This is a genomic window from Photobacterium sp., assembly GCF_057456235.1.
Map to the genome: position 1 here is coordinate 230,004 of NZ_JBVCPH010000004.1, position 23,102 is coordinate 253,105.

General features: G+C 46.3%; 20 protein-coding genes and 2 tRNA genes. 10 read left to right on the forward strand and 12 right to left on the reverse strand.

Translation table 11 applies throughout. The features are described from left to right. Position 1 precedes the first annotated feature (1 nt). The 8 genes from trpCF (at position 2) to gspS2 (ending at position 6,849) form a co-directional block, all read left to right on the forward strand. Entirely contained in the window at positions 2-1,372 is a 1,371-nt protein-coding gene (trpCF, locus tag AC2204_RS06855; RefSeq protein WP_318924751.1) for a bifunctional indole-3-glycerol-phosphate synthase TrpC/phosphoribosylanthranilate isomerase TrpF, read from the forward strand. 15 nt (positions 1,373-1,387) lie between these two features. After that, on the forward strand, positions 1,388-2,578 hold the full coding sequence (gene trpB / locus AC2204_RS06860; RefSeq protein ID WP_318924752.1) for a tryptophan synthase subunit beta: 1,191 nt from the start codon (positions 1,388-1,390) through the stop codon (positions 2,576-2,578). Continuing rightward, positions 2,578-3,387, forward strand: coding sequence for a tryptophan synthase subunit alpha (trpA, locus tag AC2204_RS06865; RefSeq protein WP_318924754.1), 810 nt, complete (start codon positions 2,578-2,580; stop codon positions 3,385-3,387). Before trpB ends, trpA begins: the two co-directional genes overlap by 1 nt. A 325-nt stretch (positions 3,388-3,712) precedes the next feature. Beyond that, positions 3,713-4,966 (forward strand): dicarboxylate/amino acid:cation symporter, encoded by a 1,254-nt coding sequence (locus AC2204_RS06870; RefSeq protein ID WP_318924755.1) that lies wholly within the window; start codon positions 3,713-3,715, stop codon positions 4,964-4,966. Between the two features lie 126 nt (positions 4,967-5,092). Then, positions 5,093-5,632 (forward strand): septation protein A, encoded by a 540-nt coding sequence (locus AC2204_RS06875; protein ID WP_318924756.1) that lies wholly within the window; start codon positions 5,093-5,095, stop codon positions 5,630-5,632. 21 nt (positions 5,633-5,653) lie between these two features. Further along, entirely contained in the window at positions 5,654-6,052 is a 399-nt protein-coding gene (gene yciA / locus AC2204_RS06880; protein ID WP_318924757.1) for an acyl-CoA thioester hydrolase YciA, read from the forward strand. Between the two features lie 109 nt (positions 6,053-6,161). Next, a complete protein-coding gene (locus AC2204_RS06885; RefSeq protein ID WP_318924759.1) occupies positions 6,162-6,461 on the forward strand; it encodes a YciI family protein in 300 nt (99 codons plus the stop codon). Position 6,462: 1 nt separating this feature from the next. Further along, positions 6,463-6,849: a type II secretion system pilot lipoprotein GspS-beta gene (gene gspS2 / locus AC2204_RS06890; RefSeq protein ID WP_318924760.1), complete on the forward strand. Its 387-nt coding sequence runs from the start codon at positions 6,463-6,465 to the stop codon at positions 6,847-6,849. 88 nt (positions 6,850-6,937) lie between these two features. Here the strand turns inward: gspS2 and AC2204_RS06895 are convergent, their stop codons facing one another. From AC2204_RS06895 to AC2204_RS06910, 4 genes are all read right to left on the reverse strand, one after another. After that, positions 6,938-7,876, reverse strand: coding sequence for a class I SAM-dependent methyltransferase (locus AC2204_RS06895; RefSeq protein ID WP_318924761.1), 939 nt, complete (start codon positions 7,874-7,876; stop codon positions 6,938-6,940). Between the two features lie 54 nt (positions 7,877-7,930). Continuing rightward, positions 7,931-8,137 (reverse strand): hypothetical protein, encoded by a 207-nt coding sequence (locus tag AC2204_RS06900; protein WP_318924762.1) that lies wholly within the window; start codon positions 8,135-8,137, stop codon positions 7,931-7,933. Between the two features lie 120 nt (positions 8,138-8,257). Continuing rightward, a complete protein-coding gene (locus AC2204_RS06905) occupies positions 8,258-8,944 on the reverse strand; it encodes a TIGR01621 family pseudouridine synthase (RefSeq protein WP_318924763.1) in 687 nt (228 codons plus the stop codon). Between the two features lie 116 nt (positions 8,945-9,060). After that, positions 9,061-10,395, reverse strand: a complete 1,335-nt coding sequence (locus AC2204_RS06910) for a sodium-dependent transporter (RefSeq protein ID WP_318924764.1) — start codon at positions 10,393-10,395, stop codon at positions 9,061-9,063. A 448-nt stretch (positions 10,396-10,843) separates the two neighbouring features. Here AC2204_RS06910 and cls point away from each other — a divergent pair, with 448 nt between their 5' ends. Continuing rightward, positions 10,844-12,301 (forward strand): cardiolipin synthase, encoded by a 1,458-nt coding sequence (cls, locus tag AC2204_RS06915; protein WP_318924765.1) that lies wholly within the window; start codon positions 10,844-10,846, stop codon positions 12,299-12,301. 156 nt (positions 12,302-12,457) lie between these two features. Here the strand turns inward: cls and yiaY are convergent, their stop codons facing one another. Beyond that, positions 12,458-13,606, reverse strand: a complete 1,149-nt coding sequence (gene yiaY / locus AC2204_RS06920) for an L-threonine dehydrogenase (protein WP_318924766.1) — start codon at positions 13,604-13,606, stop codon at positions 12,458-12,460. 717 nt (positions 13,607-14,323) lie between these two features. Here yiaY and AC2204_RS06925 point away from each other — a divergent pair. Further along, positions 14,324-16,804: an ATP-dependent Clp protease ATP-binding subunit gene (locus AC2204_RS06925; protein WP_318924768.1), complete on the forward strand. Its 2,481-nt coding sequence runs from the start codon at positions 14,324-14,326 to the stop codon at positions 16,802-16,804. A gap of 171 nt (positions 16,805-16,975) precedes the next feature. On the opposite strand, the gene AC2204_RS06930 is transcribed toward AC2204_RS06925, so the two are convergent. From AC2204_RS06930 to AC2204_RS06960, 7 genes are all read right to left on the reverse strand, one after another. Continuing rightward, positions 16,976-17,872: a 1,4-dihydroxy-2-naphthoyl-CoA synthase gene (locus AC2204_RS06930; protein WP_318924769.1), complete on the reverse strand. Its 897-nt coding sequence runs from the start codon at positions 17,870-17,872 to the stop codon at positions 16,976-16,978. A gap of 267 nt (positions 17,873-18,139) precedes the next feature. Then, positions 18,140-18,230: transfer RNA gene (locus AC2204_RS06935), tRNA-Ser, on the reverse strand. A gap of 23 nt (positions 18,231-18,253) precedes the next feature. Next, a tRNA-Ser gene (locus AC2204_RS06940) sits at positions 18,254-18,341 on the reverse strand. 175 nt (positions 18,342-18,516) lie between these two features. Further along, positions 18,517-18,990 (reverse strand): L-alanine exporter AlaE, encoded by a 474-nt coding sequence (locus AC2204_RS06945; RefSeq protein WP_318924770.1) that lies wholly within the window; start codon positions 18,988-18,990, stop codon positions 18,517-18,519. Between the two features lie 669 nt (positions 18,991-19,659). After that, positions 19,660-20,010, reverse strand: a complete 351-nt coding sequence (locus AC2204_RS06950; RefSeq protein WP_318924771.1) for an ATP-binding cassette domain-containing protein — start codon at positions 20,008-20,010, stop codon at positions 19,660-19,662. Beyond that, complete coding sequence (locus tag AC2204_RS06955) at positions 20,010-21,413, reverse strand: restriction endonuclease subunit S (protein ID WP_318924772.1); 1,404 nt, start codon at positions 21,411-21,413, stop codon at positions 20,010-20,012. The genes AC2204_RS06950 and AC2204_RS06955 overlap by 1 nt, the downstream gene beginning before the upstream one ends. Beyond that, positions 21,410-22,990: a class I SAM-dependent DNA methyltransferase gene (locus AC2204_RS06960; RefSeq protein WP_318924773.1), complete on the reverse strand. Its 1,581-nt coding sequence runs from the start codon at positions 22,988-22,990 to the stop codon at positions 21,410-21,412. Before AC2204_RS06960 ends, AC2204_RS06955 begins: the two co-directional genes overlap by 4 nt. Positions 22,991-23,102 lie beyond the last annotated feature (112 nt).

Below are 23,102 nucleotides of genomic sequence, written 5' to 3' on the forward strand. Positions count from 1 at the left end.
CATGGAAACAGTACTAGCGAAAATTGTTGCTGATAAACGTATTTGGGTTAACGAACGCCAAAAGCAACAACCATTAGACAGCTTTATCGAACAATTGAAGCCGAGCGATCGCAGCTTTTATGACGCACTGTCAACGGATACGGCAGTCTTCATTCTTGAGTGTAAAAAGGCGTCGCCATCAAAAGGGCTGATCCGTGATGACTTCGACCTCGATTACATTGCGCAGGTTTATAACGGCCATGCCAATGCGATCTCAGTATTGACTGACGAGAAATACTTCCAGGGCAATTTTGATTTCCTGCCACTGGTTCGGCGTCAGGTAAAACAACCGGTGCTGTGCAAAGACTTTATGATCGATACCTATCAGGTGTATCTGGCGCGCCATTATCAGGCCGATGCCATCCTGCTGATGCTGTCGGTTCTGGATGATGATAAATACCGTGAACTGGCCGCCGTAGCTGAAAAACTCAACCTGGGTATTTTGACCGAGGTCAGCAACGAGCAAGAGCTGGAACGCGCCATCGCACTGCAGGCCAGGGTTGTGGGTATCAACAACCGCAACCTGCGCGACTTAAGTATTGATCTCAACCGCACCAAAGTGCTGGCTCCTCGCCTGCCGCAAGAGACGATTGTCATTTCTGAGTCGGGTATTTATAACAACCAGCAGGTACGCGAACTGTCCGCCTATGCCAACGGCTTCCTGATCGGCAGCTCACTGATGGCAGAGAAAAACCTTGAATTAGCAATTCACCGGGTGTTGTTTGGCGAAAACAAAGTCTGCGGCCTGACCCATGCCGATGACGCCTCTGCAGCCTATCAAAGTGGCGCCGTATATGGCGGCCTGATTTTTGTATCATCCTCGCCACGTCAGGTCGATATCGAGCAGGCGCGTATGATCATGAGTGGCGCGCCATTGAAATATGTCGGTGTGTTCCGTAACGCCGATCCGGATGCGGTGAAAAAAGCGGCTGAATACCTGTCATTGTCTGCTGTGCAGCTACACGGCGATGAAACCCCGGAGTATGTACAAGGGTTGAAAGCCCAGCTACCTGCCGACTGCGAGATCTGGAAAGCCCATGGCGTGACTGATGTCATACCTGAATTTTCGCAGTGGCAAGTTGATAGACACCTGCTTGACAGTAAAATCGGACAGCAATCTGGGGGGACGGGGAAGACTTTCGACTGGAACCTGCTCAGTGATACCGATAAAGAGAACATCATGCTGGCTGGTGGTTTGACTCCGGAAAATGTCAGTGACGCAGCGAAGCTGGGTTGCAAAGGACTTGATTTAAACTCTGGCGTTGAAAGTGCACCAGGTAAAAAAGATCGGAAAAAATTGAACGCGGCATTTGCAGCAATCAGAAAGTATTAAGGATAACAGACAATTATGAGCAAATTAGATGCCTATTTCGGCGAGTTTGGCGGCCAGTACGTACCACAGATCCTGGTTCCGGCGTTAGATCAACTCGAAGCCGCTTTTATAGAAGCGCAACAAGATCCGGCTTTTCAGGAAGAGTTTATGGGCTTACTGAAAGATTATGCCGGCCGTCCCACCGCATTAACCCTGTGCCAGAACCTGACCAAAGGTACCAAAACCAAGCTGTACCTGAAACGTGAAGATCTGTTGCACGGCGGCGCGCACAAAACCAATCAGGTGCTGGGTCAGGCCCTGCTGGCAAAGCGGATGGGTAAAACAGAAATTATCGCCGAAACCGGGGCCGGTCAGCATGGAGTGGCGACGGCACTGGCTTGTGCTCTGCTTAACCTGAAATGCCGTGTTTACATGGGTGCCAAAGACATGGAACGTCAGAGCCCGAACGTATTTCGAATGAAACTGATGGGCGCTGAAGTGATCCCGGTCCACTCTGGCTCTGCAACACTTAAAGATGCCTGCAATGAAGCCATGCGTGACTGGTCTGGCAGTTATGAGAAAGCCCACTACCTGTTAGGCACTGCAGCAGGTCCCCATCCGTTTCCGACGATTGTCCGTGAATTCCAGCGCATTATTGGCGAAGAAACCAAAGCGCAAATCTTAGCAAAAGAAGGACGCCTGCCTGATGCCGTGATTGCTTGTGTCGGTGGCGGCTCAAATGCTATCGGTATGTTTGCTGATTTCATTGATGACACCGAGGTTGGCCTGATTGGTGTTGAGCCAGCAGGTAAAGGTCTGGACACCAATATGCACGGTGCGCCGCTTAAGCACGGTAAGCTGGGGATCTTCTTTGGCATGAAAGCACCACTGATGCAGGATGAGCACGGTCAGGTAGAAGAATCTTACTCGGTCTCTGCTGGGCTTGATTTCCCATCGGTCGGTCCTCAGCATGCTCACCTGAATGCGACAGGCCGTGCTGAATATGGCGCTGTAACTGATGATGAAGCGCTTGAGGCCTTCCAGTCACTGGCTCGTAATGAAGGTATTATTCCGGCACTGGAATCTGCTCACGCCTTGGCCTATGCGTTAAAAATGATTAAAGAAGCGCCTGAGAAAGAACAACTACTGGTTGTTAACCTTTCTGGCCGAGGCGACAAAGACATTTTCACTGTACACGATATTCTGGATGCTAAGGGAGCGCTGTAATGGATCGTTATCAATTATTATTTAACCGCCTGGCGGAAAAAAATGAAGGCGCATTTGTTCCTTTTGTCACCATCGGCGATCCGACACCAGAACAATCAATGAACATCATTGATACACTTGTCGAATCAGGCGCTGACGCCCTGGAGCTGGGGATCCCATTCTCTGATCCGCTGGCTGATGGCCCGACAATTCAAGGAGCCACCATTCGCGCTCTGGAATCTGGCACAACACCTACAGTTTGCTTTGATCTGCTTGCTCAGATCCGTGCTAAGTATCCTGAATTGCCGATTGGCCTGCTAATGTACGCTAACCTGGTTTTTACCGATGGTATTGATACGTTCTACAAGAAATGTGCCGTTGCAGGAGTCGATTCCGTCCTCATTGCTGATGTCCCGGTGAAAGAATCTGCCGAGTTTCGTCAAGCCGCCGAAAAGCACGGTATTCACCCGATTTTTATCGCGCCACCTAATGCCGATGAAGCCACACTAAAAACGGTATCAGAATTTGGCAGTGGCTATACTTACCTGCTTTCGCGCGCGGGAGTAACGGGGGCTGAAACGAAGGCCGGCATGCCGATCAATCATCTGCTCGAAAGCTTACAGGCATTTAACGCGCCACCAGCACTGCTCGGTTTCGGTATTTCAGAACCCGCACAAGTTAAAGAAGCGCTGGAAGCAGGTGCGGCAGGGGCAATCTCAGGTTCAGCAGTCGTTAAAATTATCGAGCATAATCTGCAGAACCACCCCGCAATGCTGGATCAGCTCAGCCAGTTTATCAGTAGCATGAAGGCCGCTTGCCGACTTAACTAATAATTAAGAAAGGCCAAAAAAGCCGCACGATACGTGCGGCTTTTTTATTTGGAATAACAATTCAGAAATTCCTCCATTACCAGACAAGGAGAAGGCAAAAGCCAGTAATATCGATATTTACAGCTAACATATCAAGAATGAATGAAACAATCACACCCCACACATATCCCAAAGAAATACCACCAAAACAATACATCGGAAATAATTATTGATAATGCCTAAAATTGCGTGTAAAAACACATCTGCAATATATTGAGTTAACATTTATAACAACAACAGTACTTAACTCGGCACAGACTTAACAAACACGACAGAGGTATCGAAAGTGTTAAAAGAAAAAGGATTATTAGGCAACATCGGCGTACAAGTCGTAATTGCAATGGTTGTAGGTACTATTGCAGGCGCGATGATGGGGCCTTCGGCCAGCATCTTTGCCCCTTTAGGTAATATCTTCATTCACTTGATTAAAATGCTGGTTATCCCACTTGTTGCGGTGGCTATCATTTCTGGAGCGGCAGGCCTTGGTAACAGCCATGCTGCAGGTAAAATTGGCCTGACAACCTTAGGGTTCTTTGGTTTCACTTCGGCAGTCGCCGTGGCACTGGCGCTGTTTATGGGTGAAGTCTTCGAGCCAGGCATCGGTGTTGATCTGTCTGGTGTTGAAGGCATCTTCTCTAATGCTTATGCGGAAAAAGGTGACCTACCTTCATTCTGGGCAACCATTCTGGGTATGATCCCAACTAACGTTTTCCAGTCCCTGAATGAAGCTAACATTCTGCAAATTTTGGTGTTCTGTCTGTTCTTCGGTATCGCTGTATCCAAGCTGGAGAAAGAGCGTCGTGACCCGCTGATCAATGGCGTCAATGCGATTGTCGATGCCATGGTGTGGATGATCAACGTTGTCATGAAGATCGCCCCATTAGGTGTATTCGGTCTGATGGCCGATGCTGTGGGTACCTTCGGTTTCAGCGCCCTGATGGTGGTATTCAAACTATTCGTGGTATATGTTGCGGCAATTCTGATCTACGGCTTCGTTTTCTACCCGTTAATGATTAAGGTGTTTAGCAAAACATCACCAATCAAATTCCTCGCGGCGATGAAAAAACCACAGGCAGTTGCACTTTCTACCGCATCATCAATGGCGACTCTGCCGGTAACCATGGAAACCTGTGAAGAAGAGCTGGGGGTTAAAAACTCAACAGCCTCGTTTGTACTGCCGCTGGGCGCGACCATCAATATGAGTGGCAACGCAATCTACTACGGATTAGTGGCTATCTTCTTTGCGCAAATGTTCAATATTGATCTGGGCATGAGTGCATACATTGCGATTATCGTTACCTCAACTCTGGGTGCGGTTGGTCAGGCCGGTGTTCCGGGACCATCATTCTTGGTTGTGGCAGTATTGCTATCGGCCGGTATTCCAATCGAAGGTTTACCGTTGCTGTTCGCTCTTGACCGTATTTTCGACATGATCCGTACTGCACTAAACATCACTGGTGATGCTGCATGTGCCGTTATCGTTGATAATCTGGTTAAAGATGAAACCAGTGAAATGAGTCCGGAAGCACAGCAGGCATAAGACAGATCCATCCGTTCTTATCCCTGAAAATAGAAAGGCTGCAGGCTTAGATCTGCAGCCTTTTTTGGTTATGTCAATCGTATAACGGTATACTTATAAGACATTAAACACAGAGGCTGCCATTTAATGAAACAACTGCTCGATTTTATCCCTTTGATCATCTTTTTTATCTTATATAAAACCCACGATATTTTTGTCGCGACAGGTGCATTAATGCTTGCGACGGCAATTCAGGTTGCACTGACCTGGTTCTTATACAAAAAAGTTGAAAAAATGCAGCTGATCACTTTGGTAATGGTCACCCTGTTTGGTGGGCTAACTCTGTTTCTGCATGATGCGGATTTCATTAAGTGGAAGGTCACCATTATCTATGGCATTTTTGCTGTCGGTTTAGCCTTCAGCCAGCTGGTACGCAAACCTCTGATAAAGACCATGCTCGGTAAAGAGATCAGCTTAGCCGAGGCGATATGGATGCGCATCAATCTCGCCTGGACCGTTTTCTTTGTCGTCTGTGCGATCATTAACATCTATATCGCGTTCAATTACCCTCTTGCTGTCTGGGTTAATTTTAAGGTCTTTGGCTTATTAGCCTTAACTTTGATTTTTACCCTTGCCACGGGCGGTTATATTTACCACCATATGCCCAAAGAAACCGATTCAGAATAGTAGTAGAGTCCTAAAACAATAATGAACACAGAAAATAGCATCCCACGCGGACAACTGCTGCTCCGCACCCTGGCAATGCCAGCAGATACTAACGCCAATGGCGACATTTTTGGTGGCTGGATCATGTCCCAGCTTGACCTTGCAGGTGCAATCCTGGCCAAAGAAATATCAAGCGGTCGCGTCGTTACTGTTTCTGTTGACAGTATTGCGTTTAAAGCCCCTGTAAGTGTGGGCGATGTCGTATGTTGCTACGGTGAATGTAAGCGTATTGGCAATACCTCTATGAGTGTCGCGCTGGAAGTCTGGGTGAAGCCTGTCGCCCATGAAGGGATTGGCGAACGTTACAGGGTCTGTGAAGCAACCTTTAACTACGTTGCCATTAACAGCGAAGGAAGACCCCGTCCAATTAAAAAAGCCTAAGTAATTCAATAAAATGTAGTCTCAGCCAGCAAAAAATCCTGAACCTGGATCTGTTTATTGGGTACTATAGGGCAGTCAAATCGCCGAATATGAAGGGAGTAACAAGCGAATGTGGTATGTGATTTTTTCTCAAGATATTGAAAACAGTTTAGAGCGCCGTTTGAGTGTGCGTGAAAAACACCTTGCCCGCCTGCAGGATCTGCAAGCCGAAGGACGCCTTCTTGTTGCTGGCCCGATGCCTGCAATCGATAGTGAAACCCCGGGAGAAGCCGGCTTCACAGGCTCAACGGTCATTGCCGAGTTTAATTCTTTGGAAGAAGCACAGTGCTGGGCTGATGCCGACCCCTATATCGACGCTGGCGTTTATCAGAACGTGATTGTTAAACCATTCAAAAAAGTATTGCCATAGCATGTTGAAAAAAATTATAGCACTTGGCGCTCTTCTGATATTAGGTGGCTGCGCCTCAAGCCAGGATGACACTGCTCGTGCGCTTGCAGAAAGCCGAGCCGCCTCAATCAACAATAAAGCCCCTTATAACAAGGTCGACCAATATCAGGTTATGAAGGCTCAAGCGCGCGATAACACGGTAGAGATCACCATTCTTTATGGTGGCGGCAGTAAAATCACACCATCACAGGCTGCGAAAACAGCCGCCAGCAATTACTGTAACAGCGAAGAAATTACTCCGCTGTTCAATGAAGGCGTCAGATATAATATCGTGATAATGGATATGCGCGGGCGTAAGATGGTTGAGCAACTGGTATATACCGACTACTGTAATCAGCTTGCGCGGTAATCACTAGGTTTATCAAACAATTGCTTTTATACAGAACAAGCTTTCTCGCTCCCTTCAGCATTACGTCAATACCCTGAAGGGAGCTATTTTAGTCTCGTGTGAAAATCAATGCTTTTAAGCCGCCTTCAGGATCAATATCGTTAAATTCAGGCGGGTTCTCTAAACGCTGCTGAAAAACCAAGTCTGGCGCTTCAGTTGCCATTCCGTCGATCAGAAACTGTGAGGAGACAGAAGGATCATTCACGCAGGCTAAAACCGTGCCATTTTCAGTCAGCAATTCAGGCAAACGACGTAAGATTTTTTGATAGTCCTTGGTTAAAGCAAAGCTACCTTTCTGGAAGGATGGCGGATCAATCACAATCAGATCATAAGGGCCGAACTTTCTGACTTTACCCCAAGACTTAAATAACTCATGGCCTAAAAAGCTCACTTTTTTCAAGTCATGGCGATTAAGATGGTGGTTATCTCGACCACGCCCCAGTGCCGACTTTGACATATCCAGATTAACAACATGCTCTGCCCCACCCTCAATCGCGGCGACAGAAAAACCACAGGTATAAGCAAACAGGTTAAGGATGCGCTTACCTGCTGCATTATCTTGTACCCACTGCCGGCCATAGCGCATATCAAGGAACAAACCGTTATTCTGGTTGCGGCCAAGATCCAGCTTGAAAGTCAGGCCATTCTCAACAACATTCTGGTATTCAGAGCTTTCACCCCATAAGACTTCGGTCGGTACACCCGGGCGATCACGGTGCTGTAAGAGCAATGAGGTTGCATTGCTTTGCTGCCACGCATCCGTTTCCGTCAGTGACATTAACAGCGAGTGCAATTCGCTCAAAAAGGCTTCGGAAGGCTCCTTAAACAAGGAAACCAGGATTTGTCCTTGCAACCAGTCAACAGTGACTTGCTCTAAGCCAGACCAGCAACGGCCACGACCATGAAATAGGCGGCGAACTTCTACAGGTGGTGTAGCCAGTTCCGCAATCAGATGTTGTTCTAAAGTAAGTAACGCGCTGGTTTCCATAACTCTACTGGGTTTATTGAAATAAGAGCGACATTCTATACATTAAATTTGCGATCAGGCTACTAATTTCAACTCTTCCTCAGGAAGGCGATTATTCGCGAGGACGACATATTCAGCGCTAATGCGCACTTGTCTTTGACGTTTAATGCGGTTTTTGATTTTTTGACTATTGCGGCGGATTGATGCTTGGTCCCAAAAACGAGATTGGTTTTTTTTCTTTTTAAGACGCATGCGAAGCGATACTGAGCGGGTAAGGCGCATTTTTTTCCTCAGACCAGGTAAATCCTTGGCAGCATTATATGTGATCTGTATCAAAAATATAATTGCGATTGCTCAATTTCGCTCAAGTTAGTGATAAAAAGCTTTTTATCATCGACGGCTTTACTTCTTAACCGACAGATTAGGCCAAGTCAGCTCCCATGGGCTCTGCCATTCAGTGAGCGCTTGTTTCACCTCCTCAGTTTGCCATAGCATGCCAGCTTCAGGCGGACAGAGAAATTGCTGTTTCTGACCTTGATAAGGAAACGATAAGGCAAAAGCATGTAAATATCCGCGGTCTGCAGCTTCACAACCATAAATCTCATCACCGGTGATGCCAGAGCCTACACTTCTCAATGCCACTCGGATCTGATGGGTTTTACCTGTATGCGGTTTGCATAAGAACAAACGGCGACCGTTTCCTGCGGCGGTGGAAAAGAACTGGGTAATCGCTGGGTTCTCCTTACTCGATTCGAGTTTCCAACTGCTTCTGCGAGAGCGAGTCATATCACCGACCACGACGCCTTGCTTTTTCTTCGGTTTTTTTGTTCCGATTGCCACATAAAACTTTTCGACATCTCGGTTAGCAAAGTTAGCTGACAGCTCTGCAGCGGCTTTACGGTTGCGACCTAGTAGCAGCAAGCCTGATGTCATCTTATCTAACCGGTGGATCAGATATAGTTTTTCATCGCCTGTCTGTTTCGCCACTTCTGCAAGCAGGGGCTGATCATTATCGTCTTTATGTACACTCACTCCGTGATGTTTATTGATAACCAGAAAGTCAGAATGTTGATAAACCAGAGTAAACATAGCCAGATACCAGTAAATAAGACAGAACGTCAAGATGCGGAGTATATACCGTTTGCGATTAAACACAAAAGCCGCTCAATGGAGCGGCTTTATTTATCCTTTGTTATAACTCGCGATTAGGCAAAGAACACCATCAGCATCATGACCGGGCAAACAACACGTACATACCACGGCCAGATTTTCCAGAACAGACCTTGCTCCAGCTCCGGGTAACCTTCTTTGATTTCTTTCAGTACATTGTCACGCTTCCACACCCAACCAACAAGCAAAGCGAACAACATACCCAAAATTGGCTGGGCATATTCAGTGGTTAAAGAAATAACCAAACCAAATAAATCGCCGAAGTTGAATACGATAAGCGCAGAGAACAAGGTGATCAGACCGCCGATCCACCAAACTGCCACTTTGCGGTCTTGATTTAGCTCTTCTGTTGCACATGCGACAGGCACTTCAAGCATAGAAATCGATGAGGTTAACGCCGCAATCACCATCAGCACGAAGAACATCACACCAACAAACAGACCCCCAGCGCCCATGGTATTGAACATAGCAGGAAGTACACTAAAGACCAGAGTATCAGAATCCAGCAAGGCACCCGCTTCGTTGTAGATTTCTACGCCGTTGTGCTGCGCGACAAACATCGCGGGTAAAATAAGCATGCCGGCAATAAAGGCGACAGAGGTATCAAGCAACGCAACCTGCGCGGCCGTTTTCGGCAAATTTGCATCTTTTTTCAGGTAAGAGCCATATACCATCATGGAACAGACACCCAATGACAGTGAGAAGAAGGCCTGGCCCATTGCACTCACAACCAAATCAGGGCTGAGATGTGAAAAGTCTGGAACCAGATACATTTTAAGCCCCTCAATTGCCCCCTCCTGGGTCAGGATATAAGCCACCATAACAACAAACAAAATCATCAGGACAGGCATTAATCGGGTTGACCAGCGTTCAATCCCGTTAGCTACACCATTACGAACGACCATAATAGTCAGCACCATAAAGGCAACCATCAGAACCAGGTTACGAGTGGTGCTGAATGATTCCAGCCAAACGGCCGCATTCACTAACCCCAGAGCTTCGAGTATAGGCCCTACCAGGAAGCCAAATAACCAGCCTGCAACAATGGCATAGAAACTGAGGATCATTGATACCGCAATCATACCCGCGATGCCCAGAACGGTTGCAGCGCCACGTTGCTGAGGCCAAATCGAACGAATTGATTTAATTGGGTTTGCACTGCCATAACGACCAATCGTCAACTCTGCCACCAACAATGGGTAGGCCAACGCAAAAACCATTAATAGATATACTAAAAGAAAAACAGCACCACCGTTACTTGCTGCCTGGGTCGGAAACCCCCAAATATTGCCAAGACCAACCGCTGAACCGGCTGCTGCCAAGATGAATCCTATCCGTGAGCTAAATTGCGCTCTTGAGCTACTTGCCATACTACGTCTCTTATGATTTATGTTTAATTATGTCACTGATAGTGATTCTCACCGGCCTGTAAGTGTAAAGCATTATATACACTCGGTAGCTACCAATTCCCGTTCCACTACTGGCAAGTAGAACAGTTTAAGAATATAATTTGAAGCCTGCGTTTCTATTTTTTGATCTGTGACTCTTATTTGGCAATAATTCAACCTCTTTTGGTTATATTTTAGCCGCTACTCAAACAATTCTTTTGTCTTTATCCTTCTTTGTTAGAACTTTTAACTTCTCTCTGTTACGTCCAACCTATCTATACCCCCTCAGGTAAAGATTTCAGCATCAATTCATGGTCTGTAAGACAAGACGGTATAATTCAGACATTGATCATAATTGGTATTAAGGCTATGTTTTTTTAAAGAATGGATGCAGAATAGAAACAACATAATCGGTCTATAAGTCATTCACATGGAACAGTTTTATCAAGTCTTAGCCTGGGTAGCTGTATTTGCTTACTGGCTGATTATTGCCGGTGTGACCATTCGGGTGGTATCAAAGCGCCGTGTCGTTGGCGTCTCTCTCGCCTGGCTGATGATTATCTATATCATCCCTATCGGCGGCATCATCTTTTACTTCTTATTTGGTGAGCTTACGCTTGGTAAAAAGCGGGCTGAACGCGCTAAAGAAATGCTTGCTCCGTTTGCCGACTGGTTCCGGAAACTCAGCGATTGTCCGGGCCACCAACCCCAGTCAATGCGCAAAAATGCACGGCCTATCAGCGAGTTGTGTGAAAAGCGATTAGGTATTCCAGGGCTAGCCGGCAACTCACTTTCGCTGCAGGATTCACCCCATAAGATCTTATGTTCACTGATCGATGACATTGAACAGGCAACAGAGTCGGTGCATTTTGAGTTTTATATCTGGCATCCGGGTGGGCTGGCCGACGAAGTGGCCATCACGCTTATTCATGCTGCAAAGCGTGGCGTATCAGTCAAAATCCTACTCGATTCTGCCGGGAGTATGCGTTTCTTCCGCTCTCACTGGCCGAAGTTAATGCGTCATGCGGGGATCGAGATCACAGAAGCCCTTGCCGTTACTCCTTTGCGTGTGTTCCTGCGACGCCTGGATTTACGCCAGCATCGAAAAATCGTGGTGATCGATAGCAAGATAGCTTATACCGGCTCAATGAACTTGGTCGATCCTGAGCATTTCAAAGTAGATGCCGGTGTCGGCCAATGGGTTGATGTTATGGTTCGTCTGACAGGCCCGGCAGTTTCTGTTCTGAATGGCATCCAAGCGTGGGATTGGGAGGTGGAAACCGGTGAACGCTTCTTACCCCCCCTACCTACTGACGAAATCAAACCATCAGCAGAAAATACCGATACGGTACAAGTGATCCCTTCCGGCCCTGGCATGCCAGATGAAATTATTCACCAGGTATTATTACTCAGTATTTATCAGGCGCAAGAAAGTGTGGTTATCACTACGCCTTATTTTGTCCCCAGTGAACATTTACACCACGCCCTTAAAGGTGCATCGCAACGTGGGATCAGCGTCCATGTCATTGTGCCGGATAAAAACGACTCCGTGATGGTTGAATGGGCCAGCCGCTCATTTTTCAGTGAATTGCTCAGCGCAGGCGTGAAGATCCATCGTTTCCAAGGGGGGTTATTACATACCAAATCCGTTATTATCGATGACAGTCACTGCTTAATTGGAACCGTTAATCTGGATATGCGCAGCTTATGGCTGAACTTTGAAGTCACCATGGTTGTCGATGACCCGGAATTCACCCACCAGTTGAGCTGGCTGCAACAAGAGTATATAAAGAATTCAACTTGCCTGGATGAGAAAGAATGGGCCCAACGTCCGGTACTCAATAAACTCATCGAGCAGGTGTTTTATATGTTTAGCCCATTGCTGTGATACAAGATAACCATCTTTATACTAACCTGGGAACCTGGGTATAAGCATTCAGATAATTAATGGACTGCTGTATTAAAGGCACAAAAAAACGGGCAACACTTTTGTGCTGCCCGTTTTTACTTTTATCTGGCTTTATGCCAGACAGTTAACACCGTATTACATCGCTGCCGCGTAAATTGCTGAGATTTCTTCGTGCGTTGCTTGTTTCGGGTTAGTAAAACCACAAGCATCTTTCAGTGCGTTATCTGCAAGAATCGAAATATCTTTATCCTTCGCACCAAGCTCTTTCAGACCAGCCGGGATACCGACATCGTTCGACAATACCTGAATGGCTTCCAATGCTGCATCAGCACCTTGTTCTGCTGTCATACCTTCTACATTGATGCCCATTGCTTTGGCAACATCACGAAGACGCTCAGGACACACCTGTGCGTTGTAACGCTGAACATGAGGTAGCAGTACCGCATTACACACACCGTGTGGCAGATCGTAGAAACCACCTAACTGGTGCGCCATTGCGTGTACATAACCCAGAGATGCATTGTTAAATGCCATACCCGCCATGAACTGTGCGTATGCCATTTGCTCACGCGCTTCAAGGTTCTGGCCATCTTTCACTGCTGTACGCAGGTGTGCCTGAATCAGTTCAATTGATTTGATTGCTACAGCATCAGTAATTGGTGTTGCCGCAATTGAAACGTACGCTTCGATTGCGTGAGTCAGTGCGTCCATACCCGTTGCAGCAGTTAGCGAAGCTGGTTTTGCAAGCATTAACTTAGGGTCATTGACAGACATCAGCGGTGTTGTGTTCTTGTCAACGATAGCCATCTTGATATGTCGCGCTTCATCCGTGATGATGCAGAAACGCGTCATTTCAGAAGCGGTACCCGCTGTTGTGTTAATTGCAATCAGTGGCAACTGAGGCTTCGCAGACTGGTCAACACCTTCATAGTCAGCAATCTTGCCGCCGTTAGCGGCAACAAGCGCAATGCCTTTCGCGGCGTCATGTGGAGAGCCGCCACCAAGAGAGATCACACAGTCACATTCGTTTGCTTTCAGCAGTCCAAGACCCGCTTCAACGTTGCCAATTGTTGGGTTTGGTTGTGTCCCGTCAAAAACAACGGCTTCAACGTCGCGCTCAGCTAACAGATCCACAACCTGCTTTACTACACCAATCTGGTTCAGTACTTTATCCGTCACAATTAACGCTTTGTTAAAGCCGTGAGCTTTAATTGCATCTGCCGCGTCAGTCAGGCAGCCAGCACCCATCAGATTAACAGCAGGAATGAAAAATGCGCTACTCATAAAAACTCTCCATAATTATCAAATACTAATTACGATAGCACTCTGCAAAATCTAAAATTACCCGTTCCATATGCCAGATATTTTTATACTGAGCAAATACTCTATTTGTAATGAGTATCATCGAATTCACGACTTTTCGCTTGAGTTGTTTTATACCACCTGGGGATCATATCGAAACTTGATCTCGGACAATTTCTGCAACGCGACTGTAAGTACTTATTTATAAGTATGATAATGATCACTTTATAGTTGATAGATAACAGAAGGACTGTTTACAGTTGTAAACAGTCAGTTTCTTTTAATCAACAAAAAAGTATAAAAAGCACTACTTGGCATAGCAAATATGTCCAAGCCGCTGTGGCCGAATACAATGAGGGGACGTCGTTGTATATGGTAATTTCCAGCACTGATAAGTGTGGCAGATACTCGATGAGCAAGAGATATCGATTTTATAAATAAGCGATGGCCACTTATCACCCGCCTCCCTTAGAGCCTCTATGGATTTATATAAGTAACAAATCAACTTCAGCTTAAGTCGTGCAATATGGTCGTTAATACTAATAGTGATCATTATCCCGGTTGGTATTAGCGACCATATATAAATGACAATAAATACCTACAGGCGGAAACTTGGGACTATATTATTAAACAAGGGATTGCTGGAGATAGCGAGCCTGTATAAAGCAGCCTTCTTTTGAAACAGACAAGGAGCTGAGCATGTTTCAGCAATACGTTCATCAAAGCACTCAAAAAGTCCATGAAATACTGCAAATAGCAGTAAACGAACTGATTAGCCTGCATTTGTTTACGCTGACATCCGACTTTATTCTATTGGGTTTATTGCTACAGGATAAATCGGAAGCACTTGATATTCTGACCTCTTTACTACCTGATCATGCCATCAAACGCAAAGCGATGATGGATCTCATCTATCAGCAGCACCCCCCGCAACAAAACTTTAATATTGAGAAGATCACGACAGCCCCAGATGCCGATAAAGCCCTTGAAATTGCCAGCCAGGAAGCCAACCGTATCGGTGATACATATATTGGTACCGACATTTTACTGATTGCGTTGTTTGACGAGAAGTCCGGGCCTGCCGCCCAGATCCTGAAAACAACAGGCTTAACCCAGAGCCAGGTTCGGGCTGAGTTACTGAAAAAACGGGAAGGCAATATTCTTACCACCGCGGATGCTGAAAGCCGGGTAAATGTACTGAAGGAATTTACGGTAGATCTGACTGAACAAGCCTTAAAGGGAGAGCTTGATCCGGTGATCGGGCGCGAAGAAGAAATGGATCGGGTGATCCAGACTCTCTCTCGCCGCAAGAAAAATAATCCGGTACTGATCGGTGAGGCGGGTGTCGGTAAAACCGTGATCGTAGAAGGAATAGCCCAGCGCATGGCCGAGGCCGATGTACCGGAAACGTTAATCAATAAGCGCATATTATCGCTGGATATGGCACAAATTGTTGCGGGTTCGAATATGCGCGGTGAATTTGAACAACGATTAATCGGTGTGCGTGATGCCATTATAGAGGCCGAAGGGCGTATTATTCTATTTATCGACGAATTGCACACAGTAGTAGGAGCCGGAGCGACGCCCGGTGGGCTGGATGCCCCCTCGCTGCTCAAAACCGCATTGGCTAAAGGCAGTCTTCAAGTCATCGGGGCCGATACCACCGATGAATATCGCAAGTACATCGAGTCGGACAAAGCACTGGAGCGTCGCTTTCAGCCAGTTTGGGTCAAAGAACCGACGGTCGAGGAAACTGTTCAAATCCTCGAAGGCATTTGCTCCAAGTACGAAAAACACCATCAAATCAGCTATGATAGCGAAGCCCTGCAGGCTGCTGCCCGTTTATCCGAACGTTATATCGCCGATCGCAATCTGCCGGACAAAGCTGTCGATCTGCTCGATGAAGCCGGCGCCCACAAACGTCTCCAGTTTATCGCCATGCCGACCAAATTGCGTAAAATGGAAAAAAAACGCCAGCAGTTATTAACTAAAAAACAAGCAGCCTTTGATCGGCAAGATTATGAAACTGCAGCCTCTCATCAAATGGAACTGAGTAAAACACTGGAAGAGCTGGATACTGAGCGGCAGATGTGGCAGAAGACCATAGCCAACACCGCAAAGGTCGTCACCGCCGAAGATATTGCCGCCGTTGTGGCGAAGTGGACAAGCATTCCCGTCGCGAGAATGGTTGAATCGGAAGCCGAGAAACTTGGCCACATGGAAACCAATTTGCATAAACGCATTGCCGGTCAGGATGACGCCATTAAATCGGTATCGCATGCAATCCGCCGAAATCGCGCCGGGATTTCGCAATCCAAACGTCCAATCGGTTCCTTTCTCTTTTTGGGTCCGACAGGTTCAGGCAAAACGGCCTTGGCAAAAGCCCTCACCGAATTTTTACTCGATGATGAGTCACGTATTATCCAGCTGGACATGTCGGAATATATGGAGCGGCATGAAGTGTCAAAAATGATCGGCGCACCTCCGGGTTATATTGGCTACGGCGAGGGCGGACAGCTTACTGAGAAAGTACGCCGCAACCCCTATTCGGTTGTCTTGCTGGATGAAATTGAGAAGGCCCACCCGGATGTGTTTAATATGCTGCTTCAGATCCTCGAAGATGGTCACCTGACCGATGCCCAGGGGAGACAAGTCTCGTTTCGCAACACAGTGATCATCGGCACCTCAAACCTGGGGGTCGAAACCCTGGGGCCCGATCACAAGCAAATTGGTTTCATGTCTTCGGTCACCCCCAGTTATGAGGATGCCAAGCGCAATGTCCTGCAGGAAGTGAAGCGATTCTTTAAGCCGGAATTTTTAAACCGCCTTGACGATATTATCGTCTTTCATTTTCTGGAGAGAAATCATGTTCTGCTGATTGCCCACATGATGGTTGCCGAGCTGCAGTCACGCCTGCTGGAAAATGAGATCACCTTGAATGTTGATGAAGCCGTGATCGACAAACTGGCAACCGACGGGTTTGACATCAATTTTGGTGCCAGACCACTACGCCGTGAGATAGAAAAACAACTGGAAAACCCGCTGGCTTCTTACTTGATCAATCAGGGAGGAAAAAAGCAATGCATCGTCGATGTGACCTTGGAAGACAAAGATATCTGTTTCAAGGTTGATGGCAAAACAGTTATTAAGGGTCCGATTAATCATTCGCCACTTAAATAAAACGGCGCAAAGACCAACTATACGTCTGTCTATTTATCTCAATATTCAGACGTTATTTATCAATAGGTTGATATAACCAAAAAATCCAGTACCTAGGTTAGATACTGGATTTTGACATTCTCAGAGGATCATTTTATTGCTCAACAGAACGTTTTAATCCGCGAAGATAACTTAATAATGCCAAGGGAAGCGGCTGAAGTCCTGATCGCGTTTTTCCAAAAAGGCATCACGCCCTTCTTGGGCTTCTTCGGTGCCGTAAGCCAGACGAGTCGCTTCACCGGCAAACAACTGCTGTCCAACAAGGCCGTCATCCGGTAGGTTGAAGCCATATTTCAGCATTCGCATCGCTGTTGGCGACTTGCTGTTGATCTCTTTCGCCCAGAGTAGAGCTTCATTTTCCAGTTCAAAGTGATCCACAACCTTGTTGACCATCCCCATATCATAGGCTTCCTGGGCACTGTAGTTAAAACCACAGAAGAAGATTTCACGGGCACGTTTCTGGCCAATCATCTTTGCCAGATAAGCCGAACCGTAGCCGGAATCGAATGATGCAACATCAGGATCTGTTTGCTTGAAAATAGCATGCTCTTTCGACGCCAGGGTCAAGTCGCACACCACATGCAGGCTATGGCCGCCGCCAACTGCCCAGCCAGGTACAACAGCAATCACGACTTTCGGCATGAAACGAATCATGCGCTGCACTTCAAGGATATGCAAACGGCCCATGCGAGCAACATCTGCTTTACCCGCTTCTTCACCTTCGTATTTATAACCGTCTTTACCTCGGATACGCTGGTCTCCACCTGAAGAGAACGACCACTGGCCTTTCTTCGACGGACCATTACCCGTTAGCAATACACAGCCAACATCAGACCATTGACGAGCATGGTCAAGAGCCGTGAAAAGCTCATCGACAGTTTTCGGACGAAATGCATTCAAGCAATCAGGGCGGCTGATTGCAATACGAACCGTACCGTGCGCTTTGGCGCGATGGTAGGTGATATCTTCAAAATCAAAGCCAGGGACTTCATTCCATAGCTCGGGATTAAAAATTTCTTTGCAGGTCATGATGACGATTGCCTCATTGGTTAGATGCTGTAAGGCTATGGTATTGGAGCAAAATGTCAATGAATTATAAAGGACAGAGATAAGACAAACGCCTACCCTGGTTGATATGGCAAATACCCGTTAGTTAAGCTGACCGGCATTAGCTGCTAGTGCAGCGGTTTTCTTGAATGTGGCGGAGCGCTTTGGGTATTAGAGGATTTGAACCCTTGGTTCTCTCAAGCATCAGATATAAAAAAACCGCTGACAATTCAGCGGTTTTTTTGAATGTGGCGGAGAGATAGGGATTTGAACCCTAGATACGCTATAAACGTATGCCGGTTTTCAAGACCGGTGCTTTCAACCACTCAGCCATCTCTCCAATTTTTTCATCTTAAAAGATGATGGCGGTGAGGGAGGGATTCGAACCCTCGATACGTTGCCGTATACACACTTTCCAGGCGTGCTCCTTCAGCCACTCGGACACCTCACCACATTATTGTTGAACGCTGTGCGTCTCAACGGCGGCTAATGTAATGGCTTAATGACTTAGGGTCAAGGGCTTTTCTTCAATTGCCGTCCGATTGCCGACTATTAGATCAAATCGTTTTATTCTTGGGCCAATCACTTGTTTTTACTCACTGAGACAGGTTGATTCACCATTTTTATTAGAACAACCCATCATCATAAGCACCTTCTTCCTGATAGTAGCCTGGCACTTTAAACATGCGACGGCAAACATCAAGAAACTGACCGTAGACGATACCAAGCGCACCGGACACAAGAGCGCTACTGGTAACGGCTGTCATAATTTGGTCTGCATCCGCACCCACTACCCACAAAATGCCTGCGTATACCGGAGACTGAAATAATACATAAGCCACCATATCTGACAGACCTTTCATCCAACGGCTGGGTGACAGGCAGTAGCCGGAACGTAAAACATAATCACGGAAAACACCGTAAGGCCATGCAATGGCAATATTGACGGGAATCGACAAGGTTCGCGACGCTAAAGACTGTTCGAATGTCATACCAGAGACAAAAACTTCAATCATCATGCCGGTAACAAAGCTAAAAAGAACCATGGCAAATGTATCTGCCGCAGCATTGCGCATGTTGAACTGACCTTTAACAGACATATCGAACCACCAATAGACAGCAAATAAAGCTATCAATAAATAAGATAATAGAGAGTTAAACTGGATGATCAATTAACACCAGTTGATTTGCGTATTAAAACAGGTTTTTAGTAAAATAAAATACCAAAGATTTAATACCTTGGTAAATTTACAACTGATTTTTATCTCATTTTCAATATGATTAGCTACCCAGGCACCACTCCCGTGCTGCAACTGCCAATCATTCGGGCAATCCCAATTTTTTATTGACTTAACTTTGTTATCTTTGCCCTGTTTCTTATAGTTAAGTCATAAAGTTGACCATCCTGGCACGAAAATCACTCCTTAATCGATTTTACTGATAATTAAAGATGATAAAAAATTCAATTTTTACAGCTGTATTTTTCACAACTTAACCACCTGAAATAAAAGAGTTTTAACATATATTTATGCGGTTATTTTTTGAGGCTTCTGTAAAGCGATGCGAGCTTAACCTTGAACTGTGCATATCCGAGCTAAATTAGTGAGGATTTATTTCAAATAAAGCGCTTCTCTTTAGAATATTCATTCAAAATGTAGAAAATAGTTATTTCGCCAACGCATAGCGATATATCACCGTATTTCAACCAGCGCTGATCGGGATCTACATACATTCAATGCTTCGGCAGATATCGATAAAGGACAGAAATATTACCTGAAATACCTTCGTCCGCATTTTGAATACAATGGCCAGGATTTTTCCTGCCAACATCTACAAGTGGAATGGACGCGATTATTTAAAAAGGATAGCGCTAGATTTATTAAGGAATATTCAAAAAAACCGGAATCAAAAGAGTGTCTAGCAAATGATACATTCCCCAAATAGCCACCGATGTGAAAGATTTTGCGATGAAACTCCCCAATAAGCTCAATGAGCGGTGACTTACCAGAACCATTAAGACCTATAAGAGCTATCACTTGTCCTTGTGACTCTGAAAAATCAAATGCTTGATCCTTCAACCCCTTATACTGTTCTTGCAGGCTCAAAGATAACAGACGCATTAGATTTTATTCCTTGAACTCAGTTTTTTAGCTGGCTTCTTTTTACCAGCAAGCGCTTTACGCTCAGCTTTAATGCGCTCAAGCAGGGCTTCGGCGCTGTTTTCACCACTAATCAAATCAGGATTCGCGGCGCGCCACTCGGCGGTCAGCTCGCCTCTGAAGGCTTTGGCAAGTATCGACTGGGTGAGGTTATTAACACTCACTTGCGCGGCATTCACCTGCGCTTCGACTTTATCGGCGAAGGAGAACAGCTCTTCAACACGGCGGATGATTTCGGCTTGCTCTGATTCTGTCGCTTTTGGTAACCCGATATCTAGCAATGCCTTTTGACCAATATTCCTCATTGACATTTGATTGCCAGTTGAACGTGATTCAATTTCTTTTCTACCGGCTTTCGACCGCAAAAATATACTAACCCACGGTTTATTAGCCTCTTCCATAACTAAGCGTAAGACTTTATCACTTAACATTAAGTTTTTAGTGACACTGTGGACGATTACAGGATTACCAAGTAACTCCATCGTATTAGCCCTAGAAATTAGCAAGTCTCCGACTTTTACTCGTCGATTTTCAATGAATAAATCATTACTGGGTAATGTCTTACTTTCATTTTCATCATAAACCCCCCAAGTAACAGCACTAATTTTGATGATGCCAAATTCATTCTGATTCGGTGGCGTCTCTATACACTTTAGGCTTTTCCCTGCCTCAATAGCTTGCACAAAGTCACCGACTTTCACTGTCTTCCATGAAGATAAAGCAACGTCATTATCCCCACGCCACTCTTCTGTCAATTTGCCATTCACGGCGGCGGCGAGGACGGATTGGCGGAATGATTTTAAGATGGCAGGGATAGCATCGAGGCGGGCTTTGGTGCTTTCTACCTGCGCCAGCAGCTCATCCAGTTTGTCGGCAATGACTTTTTGTTCGGCTAGTGGGGGGAGGCTAATTTTAAAATCTTCGACAAACTTCTTAGGAACCCTTCGCAGACCTACTGCACCAGTCATGTTTTCAGCACCAGTTTGCAAAAACTCATAACTCTTGATTACAGCAAAAATGTAATTAACAGAGATATATTTGATTGCAGGGCGCAAAACATAAAATTCGGTACTGCCTGCACCGATATCATTAGGCAGTTCTTTAACTATTGCTGCTTTTCCGTTTTCGAAGCAAGGGGTAACCTTGGCAAAAATCACATCACCTGTTGCGAAGTGAGTGTAGCCTTTTTTAATTTTATCCCACTGACGTTCTTCGTAATTCAAAGTGCCATTGAAGTCCGTAGGCGCAAGTGCCATGGGCACAAAACCTGCCACTTGGTCCTCTAAATCTTTATGTTTTGGGTTGACGGTAACAACTTCAGATAAAGAAGTTTTCACCCAGCCCTCAGGAATCACTTGACTCATCCTTTCACCCCACCAGCTAGTGACGCAACCAAGTCCTCAAGATCTGCCAATGCACCTTTCAGTTCAGTCATGGCTTGACCTGCGAGTTCCTCAGGGGTGCCTAATGTTGCGGCATCGACGCTGTTGGCATCTTTCAGCCAGCTAATATCTAGCGAATCACCTTTGGTGTCGCGGATAAATTCACGACTGAACATACGCCAACGACTGTGCGCGAGACGCGGGTCTACTCCCTTATTAACCTCTGTGCTTTCCGCTTCAACCTCTTCGGCATTAAACGACCACTCCCCTTCCTTACGGTCGGCTAACGCCACATTGCAAACGGCTTCAAATGGTTTAAGGTGTTGCTCACCAAACGGGGTGCGCTTGCCAAAGTTGGGCATGTTGGTACGTAGGTCATACACCCAAGTGTTAGTGGTGCAGTTTTCTTCTTGGCGGATATCCTTTTCTGAGCCTTTGGTGAAGAACAGCACATTAGTCTTCACGCCTGCGGCATAGAAGATACCGGTTGGTAAACGCAAAATGGTGTGCAGGTTGCACTTGTTCATCAAATCGGTGCGGATACTGGTGCCGACGCCGGCTTCAAACAAAACGTTATCTGGCAGTACCACGGCTGCACGACCACCGGCTTTTAAGTTGCGGTAGATATGCTGCAAAAAGGCCAGCTGCTTGTTGCTGGTGGGGTACGTTAAATCATCGCGGGTAATGGAGGCATCACCGCCTTTGCTGGTGCCAAAGGGCGGGTTAGCGAGGATGATATCGGCTTTTGGTAATGCCGCACCCACTTGACCGAGAGAATTGCCTAGGTGCACGACGCCTTCGTCGTCCCCTTCCATGCCATGCAGTAAGCAGTTCATTAGTGCTAAGCGGCGGGTAGATGGCACCAGCTCAACACCGACAAAGGCGTTGTTCTTTTGGAAGGCTTGTTGTTTTCCTGTTAAATCAAACAGCTCATCGGTTTGCTCTTTAATATAACGATCGGCCGCTATCAAAAAGCCTGCGGTGCCCGCAGCCGGATCTTGAATAACTTCGCCGGCCTGTGGGTTGATCACTCGCACCATCGAGTCGATCAGCGCGCGCGGAGTGAAGTACTGGCCTGCGCCTGATTTGGTCTCGTTGGCGTTCTTCTCTAACAAGCCTTCATACAAGTCACCTAAGCCATCTTTTTGCGCACTGAACCAGTCAATCGAATCGAGTGATTTTATCAGCTGCTTTAGGTGGCGCGGCTCACGCAGGCGGGTTTGCGCATCGGCATAAATCGCTAGAATTAGTGGATCCGCGTGTAAGGTATTACCCTCGCTGTCTTTACCTGTCGATAGGGTTAACAGCATGCGTTTGTAATCATCAAGCAAGTTTAAGCCGTCTTTATCGCTTAAATCGCTCCAGCGGCAGCCTTCAGGCAAAGTATGTTTGTTCAGCAGCCCAGCTTCAGTGTTCTCATGCACCATTTTAATGAACAGTAGCAAGACGAGCTCGGTAACGTAATCAGAATAGTTAATGCCATCGTCACGCAGTACGTCACAGAGGTTCCATAGTTTTTGGACGATGTCGCTATTGTTTGATTTGCTTGAAGTGCTCATTTTATTTTCTCAATTTCTTAACTATGTTTCGATAACCGCTCGTTGTTTTGACTCTTATCTGTATTCATTCACAACGAAGCGGGTAAACGTTCATTTACTGCAAATAATGCCA

Bases quoted from the DNA above. Each gene is read 5' to 3' on its own strand.
- AC2204_RS06900 (WP_318924762.1), bottom strand. From the start codon at position 8,137: ATGCGCCTTACCCGCTCAGTATCGCTTCGCATGCGTCTTAAAAAGAAA.
- AC2204_RS06905 (WP_318924763.1), bottom strand. From the start codon at position 8,944: ATGTTTACTCTGGTTTATCAACATTCTGACTTTCTGGTTATCAATAAA.
- AC2204_RS06950 (WP_318924771.1), bottom strand. From the start codon at position 20,010: ATGCGTCTGTTATCTTTGAGCCTGCAAGAACAGTATAAGGGGTTGAAG.
- AC2204_RS06960 (WP_318924773.1), bottom strand. From the start codon at position 22,990: ATGAGCACTTCAAGCAAATCAAACAATAGCGACATCGTCCAAAAACTA.
- AC2204_RS06875 (WP_318924756.1), top strand. From the start codon at position 5,093: ATGAAACAACTGCTCGATTTTATCCCTTTGATCATCTTTTTTATCTTA.
- cls (WP_318924765.1), top strand. From the start codon at position 10,844: ATGGAACAGTTTTATCAAGTCTTAGCCTGGGTAGCTGTATTTGCTTAC.
- AC2204_RS06930 (WP_318924769.1), bottom strand. From the start codon at position 17,872: ATGACCTGCAAAGAAATTTTTAATCCCGAGCTATGGAATGAAGTCCCT.
- AC2204_RS06945 (WP_318924770.1), bottom strand. From the start codon at position 18,990: ATGTCTGTTAAAGGTCAGTTCAACATGCGCAATGCTGCGGCAGATACA.
- AC2204_RS06895 (WP_318924761.1), bottom strand. From the start codon at position 7,876: ATGGAAACCAGCGCGTTACTTACTTTAGAACAACATCTGATTGCGGAA.
- trpA (WP_318924754.1), top strand. From the start codon at position 2,578: ATGGATCGTTATCAATTATTATTTAACCGCCTGGCGGAAAAAAATGAA.
- AC2204_RS06885 (WP_318924759.1), top strand. From the start codon at position 6,162: ATGTGGTATGTGATTTTTTCTCAAGATATTGAAAACAGTTTAGAGCGC.
- AC2204_RS06925 (WP_318924768.1), top strand. From the start codon at position 14,324: ATGTTTCAGCAATACGTTCATCAAAGCACTCAAAAAGTCCATGAAATA.
- yiaY (WP_318924766.1), bottom strand. From the start codon at position 13,606: ATGAGTAGCGCATTTTTCATTCCTGCTGTTAATCTGATGGGTGCTGGC.
- gspS2 (WP_318924760.1), top strand. From the start codon at position 6,463: ATGTTGAAAAAAATTATAGCACTTGGCGCTCTTCTGATATTAGGTGGC.
- AC2204_RS06955 (WP_318924772.1), bottom strand. From the start codon at position 21,413: ATGAGTCAAGTGATTCCTGAGGGCTGGGTGAAAACTTCTTTATCTGAA.
- AC2204_RS06910 (WP_318924764.1), bottom strand. From the start codon at position 10,395: ATGGCAAGTAGCTCAAGAGCGCAATTTAGCTCACGGATAGGATTCATC.
- trpB (WP_318924752.1), top strand. From the start codon at position 1,388: ATGAGCAAATTAGATGCCTATTTCGGCGAGTTTGGCGGCCAGTACGTA.
- trpCF (WP_318924751.1), top strand. From the start codon at position 2: ATGGAAACAGTACTAGCGAAAATTGTTGCTGATAAACGTATTTGGGTT.
- yciA (WP_318924757.1), top strand. From the start codon at position 5,654: ATGAACACAGAAAATAGCATCCCACGCGGACAACTGCTGCTCCGCACC.